The sequence below is a fragment of the Dehalococcoidales bacterium genome (genome assembly GCA_041652735.1).
Taxonomy (GTDB): Bacteria; Chloroflexota; Dehalococcoidia; order Dehalococcoidales; family RBG-16-60-22; genus RBG-13-51-18.
On sequence record JBAZGT010000001.1, the window covers coordinates 1 to 17,315 of the forward strand.

Below are 17,315 nucleotides of genomic sequence, written 5' to 3' on the forward strand. Positions count from 1 at the left end.
TTTCTCATCCATGGCACAGGTCTCTTTCCAAGGCATCGGCGCACCTCCACCAATACCTTATCTGTAACCCATGTGCCCGGTCTATTTTGTTACCATTGTACCCGGTCTGTACCTATCGTCCCTCTCCGTTGACAGAGAGGGAGAGGATTGAGTGGTAGTTTGTAATTTGTAGTTAGTAGTTGAGAGGATGGGGTGCTGGATTCCCGCTTTCTCCTTCGACAGGCTCAGGATGAGCGGGAATGACGGGGGGAAGGCGGCGGGATGGTTTTGGGGGAGGGGAAAAAGAGCTGAATTTTCCTAAATAATAGTTAGAAGGGTATTGACACGTTCTGACAAAGGGTAATATAATGGGCTATTGTTTTTAAGATTATGGCAAGTATAAACAAGCACACCGCCATTATTAGCGTCATCATTAGCGCTGCCGTCCTTACGGCGGCCCGGTGTGCTGTGGCGGTCATGACGCCGTAATTCCAGTTTCCAAGTCAATAAAGCATACCGGGCCCGGGAGTAAAATCCCGGGCTTTCGTGTTTTATGGAGGCAAATATGTAAGAACAGCGCTATTAACGGATGACGATAAGATTAAATAACGGCGGGAGATGGAAATGAATACGGAAAAACAATGGTTTGAAAACGATACCTTCTGGGAGACCTGGCAGCCCTGGCTGTTCGCCCAGCCGCGCATCGAGCACGCGGCGCAGGAAGTCGATTGGGTGCTGGGGCTGCTGCAAACAGCGCCGGGAGCGCGTATTCTAGACCTGGGGTGCGGGGTGGGGCGGCATTCCCTGGAGCTGGCGCGGCGGGGGTTCAAAGTAACCGGAGTCGACCGCATGGAACGCTACCTGGAGCAAGCGCGGGAAAAGGCGGCACAGGAAAAGCTGGACGTGGAGTTCGTCCAGAGCGACATGCGGGACTTCCGGCGGCCGAATACCTTCGACGCCGTCATCAACCTGTTTACCACCTTCGGCTATTTCCGCGACCCGAACGACGACCGCGCCGTGGTGAAAAACGTTTGCGATTCCCTAAAGCCGAGGGGCGTTTTCCTGCTGGACACCCAGGGCAAGGAAACGCTGGCCAAGATATTCCAGAAGCACATGTGGAACGAGTACGGGGGCATGATAGTGCTCAACGAGATGACCGTAAGCCAGAACTGGAGCTGGATGCAGGCACGGTGGATAATGCTGCGGGGCAGTGAACGCATCGAGAACACGGTGGAGCACCGGCTGTACGCGGGGTCGGAAATGGCGGCATTATTTATGGGCGGGGGGTTCGGGAAAGCGGACATCTACGGCGACGCAGAGGGGCATCCCTACGATGAGACGGCGCGGCGGCTGGTGGCGGTGGGGCGAAAATAAAAGGAGGTAATCAGGCCAGCGCTAAAAAGCGGAATACCTTCAACAGCAGAGTGATGAACCAGCCGAACACCCAGTAGAGAAAGTAGGCCACACCGCAGCCCAGGAGACCGCAGCCGGCCCCGGCCAGCACGTCCAGGGGATAATGGACGCCCATGTATATCCGGCCGAAACCGCCGACCACGGCGAAGGCGAGCAGCCAGAGGCCGTAGCGCCAGTTGCGGAACAGGACCGGAAAGGCCATGGAGAACATGATGGCGGCATAATTGGCCGGGAAAGACGAGTCCAGCGGGCGGTAGAACACCACGTTTACCTGGTCCGGCGGGAGCACGTCAAAGGGGCGGAGGCGGGGTTCCATGTTATTGTTAATCAGCACCATGGCGGTGGCGGCCATGCCGATGCTAATCATGGTGAGGATGACGGTACGCTGATTACGGTCGCGTACGGCGGGGTCGCGGGAGGCGAACCAGAGCCATATCATCAGCAACATGCCGACGACCAGCGCGAAGTAATCGTTGGCGAAGCCCTTGAAAAACTCGTCAAAGAAAGGGACATGCCCGGAAAGGCCGTTAATCCACTGGAAGACGGAGGTATCAGACATCAGTGTTTACCGGCAATCCTTTCCCACAGCAGGCGGAGGAAATTACTCTCGCGCAGAGCGTCCAGCCCATTAAGCTTAACGGCATCCGGCGAATGTAATTTGAGGTTAACCAGCGAAGAGACGATAACCGTAAAGATGACGGCCCCGACGGTGGAAAAAAAGAACAACCCGGCCTGCTCGCTGCCAGCGACCACGTTTATTTCAAACAGGTAATTCCAGCAAAACAGGACGCCCAGGGGGGCGGCGACCGCCAGAGCGGCGAAGACATAGGCGCATATCTTGTTCCGGAAGAACAGCAAGCCGCGCAGGTTGTTATAAGCGGCGGCGGCCTGAACGACACCCACGATGGCGGTGAACACCATGAGACTATATTTCAACCCGAGCAGCGTGTACATACCGGGAATATTGTGGCATAACCGGCGACATTTTTCAAAGGGCGTGCCTGAACCTTTTGTGCATAAATAACAATTCCTTAATTATCAAGGGAAAAGAAAACGCCCCGATTCAGTCACCGGGGCGTCTATTACCGGAGGGGGGAGGGGAAAAATCCTAGCTTAAAAGACTCTTGATATCCACGTTCTGCTCGACGAGGGTCTGGAGCAAACGGATGTTATCCGCATCGTCCCTGGTCAAGAGCGGCACCGCTTCATCTATCTGCTTGGCGGTCTCATAGGTGTCATAAGGCACCAGCAGGACCGGGATACTGGCATCCGAAAGCTTGGTGAGGAGATAAGGCGGCGGCAGGATGTTATTGGTCAGGATAATGCCGGAGGCGGGGACGACCAAAGCGGAGGCGATATAGTCCGAGCGGTCACCGGAGGCGATAATCAGCTTGTCCTGCTGGTTGAAGCGGGGGTCGCGCACGGCGGTATCCGCAGACTTGGAGCCGATGAAGATGTGCTTAATGCGGTTCTTGAGACCGCTTTCCCCGGCGATAGTGCGCGCCTGAAGCTTTTCCGCCAGGTAAGCCATAGTGGGGTAAGTAAGCTCCGCCTCATCGGGGATAACGCCCAGGACATTCACGCCCATGCTCTTAATGTCCGGCAGGTAGCTGGCCTTGTAATCATCAAGGTTTTTGATTTTATTGATGATGACGCTGCAATCAATGCCCGCCATATCAACGTAGGTCTTGATGAAAGTAATATCGTCGATAATGCGGCCTTCATCACCGCTGACCACCAGCACCAGCTTGCCGCCGGTGTACTTCACCAGTGAAAGCGTGTCCAGCCGGACGGAAGCGCCGTAGGAAAGCTCCTTGCCGCCTTCGATAATCAGCAGCTCGTTGGCGCTATCCAGGTTGCGCACCATGTCCAGCAGCTTGGCCTTGGTGCCGGCTTCATCGTACATATAGCGCAGCTTGGCGTGCTCAAAGCCGATGGTCATTTCATCGGAGCTTTGCTGCAAGCCAAAGATATTGGTAATCAAAGCGGCATCGTAGTCCCAGAGTCGCTTTTTGCGGTAAATCAGCTTATCGCCAAAGGGCTTCAGGTAACCGAATTTCTTGCCCGCGGCTTTAGCCAGGCCGATGATGAAACTGGTCTTGCCCGAATTCTCACTGACGGAGCCTATAATGATATTGTTCATTATGATGCCTCCTGCGGTTTCGAAAGTAAAATTCTGATATCAACGGCCTTCACGCCTTCACCCTGGCTGAAGACCCCCAAAGGATTGATTTCAATATCCGTAATATCCTGGCACTCCTGGAGAATGGTGCCGGTCTTGATGATGGCATCCGCCACGGCGTCTATATCTTTCCTCTTTTCACCGCGCACGCCCAGCAGCAACGGGTAGGAACGCACCTGGCTAATCATCTTCAAAGCCTCGTTGCGGCCAAGGGGGAAGGCGCGGAAAGTGACGTCCTTCATGACCTCCACGTAAATGCCGCCCAGGCCGAACATCACCATCGGGCCGAAAGCGTGGTCACGCCGGGCGGCCACGATAGTCTCCGTCTCCGACAAAATCATTTCCACGATTTCCACGCCCTCGATAACGGCGTCATGCTTGTGGGCGCGCACGTTGTGGATGATGGCTTCATAAGCGGTGATGACCTCATCGCGGTTTTGCAGGTCAAGGGCGATGCCGCCGGCATCACTCTTATGGATGATGTCCTTGGAAACGATTTTCATGGCGACGGGATAGCCGATTTCCGCGGCGAAGTTCACCGCCTCATTAATGTCCCGGGCGACGCGGCTTTCAGGGACGGGAATACCGGCGATTTTCATAAAAGCCTGCGCCTCATGGGCGAGGAGGAAGGTGCGGTTATCCGCCCGGACGCGGCCGATAAGGGCGTTGAGCCTGGCGGAGTCTATATCCAGATGCGGCAGCTCTTCCACCGGCTGCCGCCGGGTGTGATAGTTGGCATAGACCGCGCCGAGCAGGGAGACCGCCTCATAGACATCCTCAAAAGCGGCGATGTTCAGCTTCTTCAGCCCGTTAAGGCAGTTTTCTATCTGGGCGCCGCCGAAAAGCGACACGATGAGGGGTTTCTTTTTCAGGTACTGCGGCATCTGCTTACGGATAACCTCGAAAAAGCCGTCCGGGTCAAACACGGCAGTCTCACAGGCAAGGCAGATGACCGCGTGAATTTCCTTGTTATCCAGGGCGGCGGTCAGGGCCTTATCGTAATATTCGGCGGAGGCCTGGCCGGAAAGGTCGACGGGGTTCTTGGAGGAGCCGAAGGAAGGGAGGACGGGGGAGAAGGTCTTGTCCAGGTCTTTCAAATCGTCGTAAAGATTGACGTTATACTTTTCACAGGCGTCAGCGGCCAGGACACCCATGCCGCCGCCGTTGGTGATGATAACGGTATTTTCCCCGCGGGGCACCGGCTCCACGGAAAGGTACTGGCACCAGTGCAAGGCATCATAAATGCTTTCCGAGCGCATGACGCCGCACTGGCGGATAATATCATCGAAAGTGCGGTCTTCACCGGCCAGCGAGCTGGTATGGGAGGCAGCGGCCAGAGCGCCGCGGCGGGAACGGCCGGACTTGATAACGACGACCGGTTTCAGCCGGGTGGTCCGCTTGAGGATTTTCACCAGCTGCTCGCCGTTGTTGACGCCCTCGATGTACATCAGGATAATCTTGGTCTGCTCCTGCTCCACCAGGTACTCCAGGATATCGCACTCGTCCAGGTCCGACTTGTTGCCCACCGAGACGATGGTGGACAGCCCGATGTTCTGGGTGACGGTCTTGCCCATCATGCCGATGCCCACGGCGCCGCTCTGGGTGATGACGCTGACATTGCCCGGCTTGACGTTGGACGGCCCGAAGGTGGCGTTCAGGGAAGAAACCGAGGAATAGATGCCGAAAACGTTGGGGCCCAGGATGCGCATGCCGTGCTCCCGGGCGTAGGCCACGATTTGCTTTTCCTCAGCGCTGTTGCCCACCTCCGAGAAACCGGAGGCGATGATGACGCAGAATTTGACTTCCTTGGCGGCGCAGCTTTTTACGCAGTTGAAAACATCCTTGGCGCGGATGACGATACAGGCGATATCCACCACGCCGGGGATGTCATCCACGCTGGCATAGGCCTGTTTACCCAGAATCAATCCGTTTTCCGGGTTGACGGGATATATCCCGCCCTTAAAGCCGGAGAGAATGACGTTCTGAAGGATTTTATAGCCGATACGGCTGCTGTCACGCGAAGCGCCGATAATGGCAATACTCCTTGGCTCAAACAGAAATTTTATATCAGGTTTGTTGTACATTACTTTTAGCCTCACTAAAAGCCATTTTAAGCTCGTAGGTCTCTCCCTCAAGTCGTTTATCGATGAAGAAACCCATCTTTTCAAAGAGATGGAGCATGGGGCTGTTTTCCATCAGCACTTCCGCGGTAAAGCCGAGCAGGCCCTGCTTCTTGGCCAGGTAGGTAAGATAGGAAAGCAGCTCGTTGCCGATGCCCTTGTTCTGGTAGGCATCGTTCACCACGAAAGCGATTTCCGCCACATGGGCATCCGGCAGCATCAGGTACTGCCCCAGGCCGACGATGGTCTCTTTTCCATCCTCATTGATGGTGGCGACGATAGATACTTCACGGTGGTAGTCAATAACCACGAACTCCTGCAAACGCTCGTGGGGCATGTCCTTGCGGTGGGACATGAAGCGGCGGTACAGGCTGTTATCCGAGAGGGAATAGAACAGGTCCTTGAGCAGAGGCTCATCGCTGATTTTTACCGGCCGCAGTGAAATTTCCAGTCCGGCGCGGGTGGTGCGGTAGGTCTCCAGTTCCCTGGGGTACTCCCCTACCTTGCCGGCGATATAAGCCTGGTCTTTATAAATAAGGTTCTGCTCTTTAGCCTTCTGGATGAGGTCTCTGCGGAACCTGGGGTGAGCGATGGAAATAAGCTCCATCGCCCGCTCGCGGATATTTTTGCCGTGCAGGTAGGCGATGCCGTACTCCGTAACCACGTAATGCACATCGCCGCGGTTCAGGGTCACCCCCGCCCCCTCTTTAAGGAAGGGCACGATGCGGGAGATATTGCCCTTGCTGGTGGTGGAGGGGAGGCAAAGAATAGCCTTGCCGCGCTTGGCCAGCACCGCGCCGCGCATGAAGTTGGCCTGGCCGCCCATGCCGCTGTAAAAAACCTTGCCCAAAGATTCCGCAGTGGCCTGGCCGGTCAAATCAATTTCCAGGGCGCTGTTGATGGCGGTAAAAGAGTCCTGCCCGGCGATGGTGAAAAGATTATTGGTATAGTCCACCGCACGGAACTGGATAGAGGTGTTATCGTTAACATAGTCGTAGGTATCACGGCTGCCCATGCAGAAGGCGGTGACGGTCTTGTTCTTGTCCACCGTTTTCCGGGAGTTATCGATAACGCCCATCTTCATAAGCTCCACCAGGCCGTCGCTGAGCAGCTCGGTATGGACGCCGAGGTGCTTTTTGCCGGCCAGGTTGATGAGGACGGCGTCCGGCAGGGTGCCGTAGCCCACCTGGATAGTGTCCCCGTCCTGCACCAGCCGGGAGACATAGTTGCCTATCTCCTGGGTAACCTCCGGGTGGATATCTTCCGCATAATGGTACTCCAGGATAGGCTCATCATAGGGCACCAGGAAATCCACCTTACTGGCGTGAATAAAGCTGTCACCGTGGGTGCGGGGCATAGCGGAGTTGACCTGGGCGATAATCAGCGAAGCCTGCTCCACGGCGGCTTTAACGATATCCACGCTGACGCCGAGGCTCATATAGCCGTGAATATCCGGGGGGGACGTCTGAATCAGCGCGGTGTCAATGGGGATTTTCTTTTGCTGGAAGAGATGGGGGACTTCCGAAAGAAAGACCGGGGTGTAGTCCGCCATACCCTGGTTGACCGCTTCCCGGGTGCTGTTGCCGATGAAGAAAGAGTTGTGGCGGAAATTGTACTTGAACCGCTCCTCCGTATAGGGCGCCAGACCCAGCGTCCAGATATGGATGACCTCCGTATCAAAGAAGGCCTTGGGATAGGACTCCACGTAACGGATTAAAGCGGAAACGAGGTACTGCGGCTCAGCGCAGGCGGAAGAAATAAAAATCCTATCACCACGATGGATATGACCAAAAATGAATTCCTCGTTGGCGAATTTCTGGGGGTACTCTTTCTTGATATGTTCCAGGGGATCGAGGTTTGCCACAATCTGCCCTTTACAAACGACTAGTCTATTATACACCATTGGCGAGCGGTCTGTAAAAACGCCGGACGCTTTTGAATACGAAAAAAGCAATTACCAACTTAGAGACGCGCGCCCGACCACTAAAGGGGGGCGGGGCGGCCAAAGCTATTTAAAGCAGCGCCAGTAGTCAGCGTGATAGCGGCGGACATTCTCCAGCACCTTTTCCGTTTCCGGGAGAGCGCGGTCATGCTGGAGCGCCGGCGGCACGGGCACCGGCTCCGGCACATTAACCGGGAGAGGGATAGCGCCGCCGAGCAGGGCCAGCCAGGCATAGGGCAGGACCTGCTTGTTATAGCCGGAGGCAATAAGGTCGAGCTGTTTGCCGTCACAGACTTCCGCCATTTCCCGCACCTTTTCGCCCATCATTTTAAAGCCGGCGATAGTCATGTTCAGATTGGTCAGGCCGTCATCGAAATGAGGGTCCGATCCGCCGTTGCGGATAATGATTTGCGGCTGATATTCGCGGGTAAGGGGGAGGATAACCCGGTCAAAGGCCAGGCGGTAGGAGTCATCGCCGGCGTTGGGGGGGAGGGGAATGTTCACCGTCTTGCCCAGCCCGCCCTCTTCCCCTATTTCCGCGGCGAACCCGGTGCCGGGGTAAATGGTGTGGGGGTCCTGATGGACATTTATGAACAGAATTTTAGGGTTTTTCCGCACGTATTCCGCGGTGCCGTTGCCGGCGTGGGCGTCCGTATCCAGCACCAGCACGCGCTCCAAGCGATAGCGGTCAATAAGGTATAAAGCGGCAAAAGCAACATCGTTATAGATACAGAAGCCCTCACCATAGCGCTGTTTGGCGTGATGCATGCCCCCGCCGACAGACACGGCCTTTTTATACTGCCCGCTTTGAACGAGGTCAGCGGCGGCCTTGGCCTGGCCGACAATCAGCCGGGCGCCCTCTTCCAGGTTGCCCGGGGCACCCAGGGGCTTGTTATCCGGCGACTGGTAGTGGCTGAAATCCTCAAAGTAGGCGGTCCAGCCGGCGGCGGCGGCGTGATAGTATTCCTTATTAAAGGATATATAGTCCTCGTCACAGATTTTCAGGAGGTCGTCCACCAAGGCCGGCTCGGCGGCGATGACGCGGTAATGCTCGCCGGCGGGCAACTGCTGCTGGAGAAACCGCATGAAGTTGACGTATCTATCACTGCGGAAAGGGTGCCCGGTACCAAAATCATATTCCGTGAGCTCATCCCGGTAAAGTATGGCGGCGGTCAAAACGGTATTTCCTTTCAAACGGAGGGGGAATGTGTTACTTAACCTGCGTTATTATAATACAAACGGCGGCAGATTAAAAATGTATTCCAGGGCAAGACAGCTTTAAAACGGGCGGGGTCGCCCGGGCAACGGCAGAACAGGAAGATACTATATATAATCAGACCGCTCGCTAGCAGCGGGATACCAGCCGTCCCGCACGTTCTCCTTGATATCGAACTCCGGGACATACGGCTTGATATCCAGCAGCGGGGTGCCGTCCAGCATATCCACCTCCGCGATATCCAGGAGATTATCCCGGACAGCCAGCAATCTGACCACCGAAAGACCGATGGGGTTGGGGCGGTTAAAATAACGGATGGCGAAAATGCCCTTCTTTTCCTTATCCAGGAAGGGCTTGGTCAAAAGCTGAAAGCCTTCCGCCCGGTGGAAATGGTAGAGCAATATCAGGTGGGAAAAGCCGGCGATATCCTGAAGGCCGCCGGCATATTCCGGAAAGACCTCCACGCAGCCGCGGCCGTCCGGCGAGAAGCACCCCTGAATGGGAGTATCCTCTTTTTTTATATAGGGCGTATGTATCACGCCGATGGTATGAAAAACAACCGTATCCGACATAGCTTCCACCTTTAGCCCGATATTCCGCCGAAAACAGGCAAATCAACTGGTAATGATGGTGATGTGCTCCGGCGGCAAATACACATAGCAATCACGGCCGGACTGGATAATGGGCGCGTGCAGCTTGTGCAGCGAGACCTCCAGCCAGTGGCGGTCAATACTACTATTATTGGTATGGAAGAAACAGTTGATGAGAGATACCCCTTCCACGATTCTATCCGCCCGGCAGGAAAAGGTATTATCGCCGGGATTATCGACGATATGGATGTACTCCGGCCGGATGCCGATGGTCACCGCCTGGCCGACGTCGAGGCTAAGGGCCTCATCCAGTTTCACTTTAAGGCTGCCGCCCAGTTCCGGCACGGCCACCTGCACGGCAGAACCCTCCACCGTTTTCACGGTGCCCTTCATAATGTTCCTGACCCCGGTCAGCCTGGCCACGGTGCGGTTGGCCGGCAGCTTAATCACCCTGTTCTTAAAGTCGCACTGAATGATGCGACCGGACTCGTAAACGGCGATTTTAGAGGCCAGCTTATAGCCTTCTTCCAGGTTGTGGGTGACGAAGAGGATATGGCCGCGGTAATAGTTTTGCAGGTTCATCAGCTCCAGCTCCAGGCGCTCTTTCACCTGGGCATCCAGGGCGGAAAAAGGCTCGTCCAGGAGCAAGACCTCCGGCTCCGGGGCGATGGCCCGCGCCAGGGCGACGCGCTGCTGCTGACCGGCGGAAAGCTGGCGGGGAAAGCGCGCGCCCAGCTCCTTGAGATGCATCGTGTCCAGCAATTGCATCACCCTTTGGTGAATATCCGGTTTGGGGAGGTGGCGGATGCCGTAGCCGATATTGTCCCTGACGGTGAGGTGGGGAAAAAGGGCGTAGTTCTGAAAGACAAAGCCCACCCGCCGTTTCTGGGGGACCAGGTTGATACGCCGGTCAGAATCAAGCAGGACTTTACCATTGAGCTTGATAAGCCCTTTATCCGGTTTCAGCAGACCGGCGATGCACTGCAAGGTCATGGTCTTGCCGGAACCGGACGGCCCCAGGATAGCGAGAATCTCCTGTTCAATGGAGAAACCCACGTCCAGGTCGAAGCCGGGCAGAGTTTTTTTAACGTTTACTTCAAGCAAAAGCTATCTCCAGCAGAATATATCCGCAACCGGACAACCGATTATTCCGTCAACACGATGCCGGTGGTGCGGGACGTCTTGCGCTTCCAGTAGGCCAGCGCCGCCAGCGAGACAAAGGAGATTACCAGCACGATAGCCACCAGCACCAGGGCGCGGTCGTTATGGCCGCCCTGGATGTTAAAGTAAATGGCTACCGGGATGGTGGCCGTCTTGCCGGGAATATTACCGGCCAGCATCAGGGTGGCGCCGAACTCGCCGAGAGCGCGGGCGAAGGTGAGAATGGTGGCGGCGACGACGGACGGCCAGGCCATGGGCATGGTGACCGTCCAGAAAATGCGCCACTCACTGGCACCCAGCGTCCGGGCGGCATTTTCCACGTTGGTATCAACCTGCTCAAAGCCGGCCCGGGCGGACATATACATCAGCGGGAAGGTCATGATGACCGCCGCTATGACCGTGGCCGGCCAGGAAAACACGATGGTGGTCCCCAGCCAGGTCAGCACATGCCCGAGCGGGCCGTTCCGGCCAAAAAGGATGAGCAGGCCGAAGCCTACCACCGTGGGCGGCAGCACCAGCGGCAGGATGAACAAGCCATCGATAAGGCTTTTACAGCGGCCGGAATACCGCGCCATCCAGCGAGCCACGGCGATGCCGATGAAAAACGTAATCACCGTGGTCGTCAGGACAGTCTTGCACGATATCCATAATGGCGAAAGATAAGAATCCGTCATGCCGTTTCCCTAAAGTATTCAGCCGGTCTTATTGTACCACCACGCTGAACCCATATTGTTCAAAGATAGCCGCGACCTCATCAGTGAAAAGGAAGGCGATGTAAGCCTCCGCGGCGGCGACATGCTGGCTGGACTTGATAACAGCCACCGGGTAGACTATCTTGCTGTTGACTTCCGCCGGGGCGTCAGCCATTATTTTTACCTGGTCCGTGATGGCGGCGTCCGTGGAATAGACAATACCGGCATCCACGTTACCGGCCTCCACATAGCTTAGCACCTGGCGCACGTCACTGCAAAGAATCAGCTTGGACTGCACCTGCGCGTAAATGCCGAGCTGGTCAAGGGCCTGCTTGCCGTAAGTACCGGCCGGAACGGAATCGGGGTCACCGATGGCAATCTGTAAAACATCGCTGTTCAGCAGGTCGGTAAAGTCGTTAAGGACGAGGGTGCTGTTCACGGGGACCACCAGCACCACCCTGTTGTTGAGGAGGTCGCGGCGGGTGGCATCGAGAATCAGCGATTCGCCCTGGAGGGCGTCCATTTGCTTGGCGGCCGCGGAGATGAAAACGTCCGCGGGGGCGCCCTGCTCAATCTGCTTTTGCAGCGTGCCGGACGAGGCAAAGTTGGCCACGACGGTGACATTGGGGAATTCACTCATATACAGGTCATTTACCGCCTGGAGGGCATCCGTCATGCTGGCGGCAGCTAAAACGCTAAGCTCCACCTGAGCAGGCGGGGTGGTAGTCGCCGAAGAATCGCTGCAGCCGGCAAAGACGAGCAGCGCCAGCAGCAAAACCGCCAGGCTTATACTTACAATACTGTTTTTCCGGAAAAAGTTCATTTTTCAGTTTACCTCCATTTATTTTTTTTAGCCGAAATCGGCGGCTATTTCCATATCATCGATTACGCCCAGCTTATCGAGAACGGCGTTTCGGGGAGCGCCGCGTTTCCGGCCCTGCTTGAAGCCGCCGAGCCGGTCAATGGTCTCTTCAAGGCTGCTGTTGAGCCGGCTATACTCCGCGATAACCCGGCTACCCTGCGCCGTCAGCACCGAATAGCCGCCGCTGGAGCCGCCGCTCCCCTTTTTCACCAGGGGGCGCGGCGAGAGACGGTTCATGGCCATGACCCAGAGCCAGGCCGTATTGTAGCTCAATCCCATCGACCTGGCGGCGGCGGCCAGAGAGCCGAGCCGGTCAATAAGACCGAGCAGCGTGGCCCTTTTAATATCCAGGTACAATCTGCCGTCTTTCTCCAGCCAGATAGTGCCTCTGACCTCGATGCCCTTGCGGGACGAGGGCTGCTTACGCCGGAAGTCCGGTCCCCTGTTTTTTCCCATGTTTTACCAACCCCGATATGATACTTGTTTCATGGAAATATTTTATGTCCAGCGACAACGACCTTACGTAAAAAAGCGGCAATTCACCGAGAGCTCCGGGAAAAAGAGAAATAAAAAAGCGCAGCCTCCGGCGAGGCGCGCTATTAAAAACAAGCTGAAAACATGCCATCTCCTTTTCCATGGGGAAGCACTACCGTTTCCAGTAATGCCGTCGACCCCCGTTACGAGCGGGGATACCGGCTGCGCACCATGACCTTCAACATAAGGATTTAGGTGAAACAGCTCCAGAGAAACCTGCCTATATTAGCATACCGGGTATATTCACGTCAATATTACGGATGGGGGGGGGCTTAGACGGGGCGGGGCTTTACTAATTATAATGCGCGTTACTTTAACATCCGGTGATTAAGCCCGGTTAAAAAAGAGAAAGCCCCCGTCATTGGCCGGCGGGGGCTAAATAATTTCTGGTGGAGACGGGGGAGAGTCCAAGTCATGATAACCAACTGGCTGGTGCGTTAACATATCCGCAAATAAGGGAGCGTACTCTGGCTTTGGTTCAACGGCAACCAACGCCTCCCCGTTTATGCTTATTTTGTTAAAAACTTCATGTACCAAAGATTCTCGTTGCTTGTTGGTTACTCCCGGATGCTGCCAAAGCACGGGCATCTCATTTAATAATTTAGCCGCTCTCTCCATGTTAGGCATTTGGACAGGGGTAGTATCACGACTAAGATCATGAATCTGGCGCGCCAGTTCACCCCTTTCGTGTCTATAATCAACATCGGAGATATCACCCCACAGATGCTGTTTTCGTAAGTTTTCCAGAACTTTGTTTAACTTTTCGGCTTGCTCCTGATTGGCCTTATCGTGGGTAACACCGCCATCACTCGTGAGAACCGCCATAGTCCTCGTTTTCCACCCTTCATCCAGCTTAACATAGGCTAACACTCTTTCAGCAAATTCTTGGCTCAGGGATTCGACAGACCGGGACTTCGGCATTATCTTGCACTGTTTCCCCTGTGAATGCCGCTCATGAATTAAACGTAATTTTGTATGATCCTTGTAATACACAGCCTCGCCATGGTAAGAATTGCCGCACTGATTACATTTCAAAACATGCGAGAAAGGGTAATCATGAGTTTCATTTCTCGGATGCCCAACAGGCCGATTGGTTCTCTCGTGCTTGATTACCTGGCAGCGCAGCCATAACTGCCGGACTTCATCGGGCACTTCATGTTTACCATTAAAAACCTCCTCATCAGGAAGCCCTTGGTGATAGACTACTTTGCCTTCGTAAAACCGATTACTAAGAATATCCCGGAGATTGTATCCGGTAAAGAATCTGCCGTTTTGTGTTCTGTAACCAACGGCATTTAGATGATTTGCCACCTCTCTATAGGAATAATCTCCGGTAGCATATTCTTTCAATGCCATGAACAAGATCGGTATTGTGGCAGGATCCGGCACTTTATGCTCACGTGTACCTGCTTTTAACTCGCTCTTAAAACCCAATGGGGACGGACCAACATGTAACCCGCTTTCCGCTTTGCGTACCAGTCCTTCTGTTATATATCGAGATAGATTGCGGCTATAGCCTTCATCCATGGTCTCATTGATCCGTTCAGAAAGAAAATCGCGGTCACTGCCTGAGATAATCCCCTGGCTTACGAAGACTACAGTTTTACCTAAAAGCTTTAGTTCTTCTTTGTACCTGATACATTCCGCCTGATTGCGGCCAAAACGTGAAGTATGGTCAACCAGTAGCACGTCGAACCTGTCCAATCGGGCATCCTCAATGATCTGCTGGAATTGAGCGCGTTTTTCCACACTTCTGCCGCTGACAAACTCGGTATACCATCGATCTCCAAGCAATAAGCCGTACATCTGAGCAAAACGCTCGGCATTTTTATGCTGTATATCAGGGCCAAAACCATCTCGCTGGTCAAGGGTACTATCTCGGACATAAACTTCAGCTCTCAGACCTTTTAGGTCTTCGAAGGTCGTCGTACGACTCATCTTTCTACCCGTCTTTGGGGCCGTCATTGCGCTCACCTCCTCGGCACTTCTCTACGTCAGTGTATACACTGGAAAGTATACCACCTAACGCACTTCCATCTCCATTCGATGACGGCTGTTCGTGAACCTGTTCCCAGGTCAAGGCAGAGAGCAGCATGTCAGCCAGGATAGTTGCCAGCTTTTGCGTTTCAATCGTGCTCATTTGCTCTTACTCAGTCCATATGGTAACCTGAGTTTCAAAGAGGTTGTAAGCGGGCTAATTCCGGCGAGAATCCATATTTAATTGTTAAATTAGAAGATTATGTGCGAGACACCGGAGTTGATGACACCAAGGGAAGCGTCCAGGCTATATCGCCTCGAGGAAATCGGGGTAAGCCTCTGGGGTTTCTGGGGGACAGAGCGAACCGGTCAGCCCAGGCTTACAAGCAGGTTATCCCGTGAGATACTTCAGCACTTTACGTGCTATGAGCGAGGTCCGTTCCTCTACCGGGATGTTGGCAAGGGTTCCATCATGCTCAGTTTGCCGGCGCTGGAGATAGCCGGTTTCAACCTGGTCAGGATTACCGAAAGTGAAGAGGGGCCGGTACTGGTTGCGATAGAGGGGAATGACCGGGAAACCTGGGAATATGCTGTCTGGCTTTACCGGCTGGTACGCCGCATCTATCCCTCTAGTGGCAAGGGTGGTAAACCAGGCCAGATTTCCTGGAAGATAGTAGCAAACTGGCTGCGCGAAGAGTCGGGACTGCTCCAGCAGTTTGTTGAGCTCCTTGTCGAGCGTAAGCTAAAACGTTGGGAGCAGGAGCAGGAAGGAATTGCCATTACGGACAAAGACCGGAAATGGGCCCGGCAGGATGCCTTGCTGGAAATAAAACGTGGGCTGGCCCGTGCCGGTCTGAAATTGGCCGACCTCAAAGAAGAGCGACAAAAACCAGTGAATAGCCGTTAGTGGGTAACCCAGCAACGCTGTAATGCGGTTACCCGTGCGGATACTGTATCCTTACTGCTCTCCAGCTATGCGGTCGGCCAGACGAAGCTGCATATTCCGGCTATGGCAGCTACCCATGCAGTTTTCTGCTCATTTTAGCTATGCGTGCAGAAATTAACCGGAGGAATATACACCCGGGCAGGGGTGACCCTGCGCACTATTCCAGCTCTATGAGAGCCTTAATACCACGAAGAATACCGCGTTTCTGCCAAGCCGCTGAATGGTTGACCGTTTTTTCTCGAATGAGACCACTGAAGCTAAGGTGGCCCTCAACTGGTCTGGCTCTTACATATAAACTGGTCTGCTAGTGATAAAACCACTTGAAGCTAAATGGTTGGTTTTTAACCAGCTTCAGGGCCTCAAATTCGTAGCTAAATTACGCTACCCCCGGTCACCCCTCCGCTCTTTAACCTAAGCAGACTACACTTGTATTTGTTACTTGTGGAAAGCCGGCAAATACGTGCCAGCAGATACGCGCCCAGCAAATACGCGGTGCCTCTATTAGCCTCTGCTAAAAGGGGGCGAGGGGTAACCCCGTCCAGGCTTACTGAGGCAATAGTAAATCAATCGCCCCGTATCTTATTCCCTAAAGTGGTAATACATCTATTGCCCTCTTTTTCACAGGCTTGACAGACAGATGCAATAGGAGTATCTTCTTTGTAGATACATATTGGAGGTTTGCTATGAAAACACGTGTTCAGAAATGGGGTAACAGCCTTGCCTTGCGTATTCCCAAGTCTTTTGCCAGCGAGGTTGGGTTTCAAAAAGAAACTCCTGTCGAAGTGTCGCTAGCAGACGGCAAACTGGTGGTTGCTCCGTTATCACAACCAAAACCAACGCTTAAACAGCTCTTAGCAAAGATCACCAAAGACAATTTGCACAGTGAAGTTGATACCGGACCTGCTGCAGGGAATGAAGCATGGTAAACAGGGATTATATTCCTCAATGCGGGGATGCAGTGCGCATCAGCCTGAACCCGCAGGCAGGTCACGAACAAGCCGGGCGCCGTCCTGCCGTCGTGCTCTCACCGAGAAACTATAATGGTAAGACCGGGCTGGCCATCTTGTGCCCTGTTACCAGCCATATCAAGGGCTACCCCTTCGAAGTGGTTCTTCCTGATGGTTTACCGGTGTCCGGCGCGGTTTTATCCGACCAGGTTAAGAGCTTGGACTGGCGTGTTCGCAATACGGAACTGATATGCACTTTACCGGATGAAGTTATCTCGGAGATAATTCAGAAGCTGGGTGCTCTTTTATCGATATAGGAAGCCGGTTGCGTGTCACAAAAAGAATTGTGACATGATACGCAACTTTAGAGAATGACTGAGAATCTTAAGCCTGCTTGATTGGGTATTGAATCCCATCCAATTCCTTGACATTCCATGGAATTCCTGCTAATTTTAACGCAGAATCACCTAAGTAAGTTGCGGAGCCGACTCCTAATGCAAAAAGATAGCAGATTAAAAAATATCCGACTCAGATTGAATCTATCAAAAGCGGCTTTTTCTCGGGCAGCTAATTTAGATCCAAAGACATACTCTGATGTAGAAGCAGGGAACAAACCCGGAAATGAAATCACTAGAGAAAAGATTAAACAGACTGTAAATAGGTTAATTAATGAAAGATTCAAAGAGACTTCTTTAAAGGACAATGAATTGTTCGAAGAACGATTATAAAAATGATAGGTATTTTTATCAAATCC

17 protein-coding genes are annotated in these 17,315 nt (G+C 53.9%); 5 read left to right on the plus strand and 12 right to left on the minus strand.

What is annotated here, in order from left to right; translation table 11 throughout:
- Positions 1-603 precede the first annotated feature (603 nt).
- Positions 604-1,353 carry a class I SAM-dependent methyltransferase gene (locus tag WC370_00005; protein ID MFA5307852.1) on the plus strand — a complete coding sequence of 250 codons (750 nt, stop codon included), beginning with the start codon at positions 604-606 and terminating at the stop codon, positions 1,351-1,353.
- 10 nt (positions 1,354-1,363) lie between these two features.
- On the opposite strand, the gene WC370_00010 is transcribed toward WC370_00005, so the two are convergent.
- From WC370_00010 to WC370_00065, 12 genes are all read right to left on the minus strand, one after another.
- Entirely contained in the window at positions 1,364-1,951 is a 588-nt protein-coding gene (locus tag WC370_00010; GenBank protein ID MFA5307853.1) for a phosphatase PAP2 family protein, read from the minus strand.
- A complete protein-coding gene (locus WC370_00015; protein ID MFA5307854.1) occupies positions 1,951-2,346 on the minus strand; it encodes a hypothetical protein in 396 nt (131 codons plus the stop codon). Before WC370_00015 ends, WC370_00010 begins: the two co-directional genes overlap by 1 nt.
- A 154-nt stretch (positions 2,347-2,500) precedes the next feature.
- Positions 2,501-3,535, minus strand: coding sequence for a DRTGG domain-containing protein (locus WC370_00020; protein MFA5307855.1), 1,035 nt, complete (start codon positions 3,533-3,535; stop codon positions 2,501-2,503).
- The gene (locus WC370_00025) at positions 3,535-5,658 is read right to left on the minus strand and encodes an acetate--CoA ligase family protein (protein MFA5307856.1); all 2,124 of its coding nucleotides are present in this window, start codon (positions 5,656-5,658) and stop codon (positions 3,535-3,537) included. The genes WC370_00020 and WC370_00025 overlap by 1 nt, the downstream gene beginning before the upstream one ends.
- Entirely contained in the window at positions 5,642-7,558 is a 1,917-nt protein-coding gene (locus WC370_00030; GenBank protein ID MFA5307857.1) for a GNAT family N-acetyltransferase, read from the minus strand. The genes WC370_00025 and WC370_00030 overlap by 17 nt, the downstream gene beginning before the upstream one ends.
- Positions 7,559-7,702: 144 nt before the next feature.
- Entirely contained in the window at positions 7,703-8,812 is a 1,110-nt protein-coding gene (locus WC370_00035) for a histone deacetylase (GenBank protein ID MFA5307858.1), read from the minus strand.
- Positions 8,813-8,959: 147 nt separating this feature from the next.
- Positions 8,960-9,424: a tRNA (N6-threonylcarbamoyladenosine(37)-N6)-methyltransferase TrmO gene (tsaA, locus tag WC370_00040; GenBank protein ID MFA5307859.1), complete on the minus strand. Its 465-nt coding sequence runs from the start codon at positions 9,422-9,424 to the stop codon at positions 8,960-8,962.
- Between the two features lie 42 nt (positions 9,425-9,466).
- A complete protein-coding gene (locus WC370_00045; protein ID MFA5307860.1) occupies positions 9,467-10,546 on the minus strand; it encodes an ABC transporter ATP-binding protein in 1,080 nt (359 codons plus the stop codon).
- 41 nt (positions 10,547-10,587) lie between these two features.
- The gene (gene modB / locus WC370_00050) at positions 10,588-11,277 is read right to left on the minus strand and encodes a molybdate ABC transporter permease subunit (protein ID MFA5307861.1); all 690 of its coding nucleotides are present in this window, start codon (positions 11,275-11,277) and stop codon (positions 10,588-10,590) included.
- A 28-nt stretch (positions 11,278-11,305) separates the two neighbouring features.
- Positions 11,306-12,118, minus strand: a complete 813-nt coding sequence (gene modA, locus WC370_00055; protein MFA5307862.1) for a molybdate ABC transporter substrate-binding protein — start codon at positions 12,116-12,118, stop codon at positions 11,306-11,308.
- A gap of 27 nt (positions 12,119-12,145) precedes the next feature.
- Entirely contained in the window at positions 12,146-12,613 is a 468-nt protein-coding gene (locus WC370_00060) for a hypothetical protein (GenBank protein ID MFA5307863.1), read from the minus strand.
- Between the two features lie 453 nt (positions 12,614-13,066).
- Positions 13,067-14,656, minus strand: a complete 1,590-nt coding sequence (locus tag WC370_00065; protein MFA5307864.1) for a recombinase family protein — start codon at positions 14,654-14,656, stop codon at positions 13,067-13,069.
- Positions 14,657-15,140: 484 nt separating this feature from the next.
- Here WC370_00065 and WC370_00070 point away from each other — a divergent pair, with 484 nt between their 5' ends.
- From WC370_00070 to WC370_00085, 4 genes are all read left to right on the plus strand, one after another.
- Positions 15,141-15,575, plus strand: coding sequence for a hypothetical protein (locus WC370_00070; protein ID MFA5307865.1), 435 nt, complete (start codon positions 15,141-15,143; stop codon positions 15,573-15,575).
- 722 nt (positions 15,576-16,297) lie between these two features.
- Positions 16,298-16,540 (plus strand): AbrB/MazE/SpoVT family DNA-binding domain-containing protein, encoded by a 243-nt coding sequence (locus WC370_00075; protein ID MFA5307866.1) that lies wholly within the window; start codon positions 16,298-16,300, stop codon positions 16,538-16,540.
- Entirely contained in the window at positions 16,534-16,878 is a 345-nt protein-coding gene (mazF, locus tag WC370_00080; GenBank protein ID MFA5307867.1) for an endoribonuclease MazF, read from the plus strand. Before WC370_00075 ends, mazF begins: the two co-directional genes overlap by 7 nt.
- A 177-nt stretch (positions 16,879-17,055) precedes the next feature.
- Positions 17,056-17,289: a helix-turn-helix transcriptional regulator gene (locus WC370_00085; protein MFA5307868.1), complete on the plus strand. Its 234-nt coding sequence runs from the start codon at positions 17,056-17,058 to the stop codon at positions 17,287-17,289.
- Positions 17,290-17,315 lie beyond the last annotated feature (26 nt).

Bases quoted from the DNA above. Each gene is read 5' to 3' on its own strand.
- WC370_00085 (MFA5307868.1), top strand. From the start codon at position 17,056: ATGCAAAAAGATAGCAGATTAAAAAATATCCGACTCAGATTGAATCTA.
- WC370_00065 (MFA5307864.1), bottom strand. From the start codon at position 14,656: ATGACGGCCCCAAAGACGGGTAGAAAGATGAGTCGTACGACGACCTTC.
- WC370_00070 (MFA5307865.1), top strand. From the start codon at position 15,141: ATGCTCAGTTTGCCGGCGCTGGAGATAGCCGGTTTCAACCTGGTCAGG.
- WC370_00005 (MFA5307852.1), top strand. From the start codon at position 604: ATGAATACGGAAAAACAATGGTTTGAAAACGATACCTTCTGGGAGACC.
- WC370_00060 (MFA5307863.1), bottom strand. From the start codon at position 12,613: ATGGGAAAAAACAGGGGACCGGACTTCCGGCGTAAGCAGCCCTCGTCC.
- WC370_00015 (MFA5307854.1), bottom strand. From the start codon at position 2,346: ATGTACACGCTGCTCGGGTTGAAATATAGTCTCATGGTGTTCACCGCC.
- WC370_00010 (MFA5307853.1), bottom strand. From the start codon at position 1,951: ATGTCTGATACCTCCGTCTTCCAGTGGATTAACGGCCTTTCCGGGCAT.
- mazF (MFA5307867.1), top strand. From the start codon at position 16,534: ATGGTAAACAGGGATTATATTCCTCAATGCGGGGATGCAGTGCGCATC.
- modA (MFA5307862.1), bottom strand. From the start codon at position 12,118: ATGAACTTTTTCCGGAAAAACAGTATTGTAAGTATAAGCCTGGCGGTT.
- WC370_00025 (MFA5307856.1), bottom strand. From the start codon at position 5,658: ATGTACAACAAACCTGATATAAAATTTCTGTTTGAGCCAAGGAGTATT.
- tsaA (MFA5307859.1), bottom strand. From the start codon at position 9,424: ATGTCGGATACGGTTGTTTTTCATACCATCGGCGTGATACATACGCCC.
- WC370_00020 (MFA5307855.1), bottom strand. From the start codon at position 3,535: ATGAACAATATCATTATAGGCTCCGTCAGTGAGAATTCGGGCAAGACC.
- modB (MFA5307861.1), bottom strand. From the start codon at position 11,277: ATGACGGATTCTTATCTTTCGCCATTATGGATATCGTGCAAGACTGTC.
- WC370_00075 (MFA5307866.1), top strand. From the start codon at position 16,298: ATGAAAACACGTGTTCAGAAATGGGGTAACAGCCTTGCCTTGCGTATT.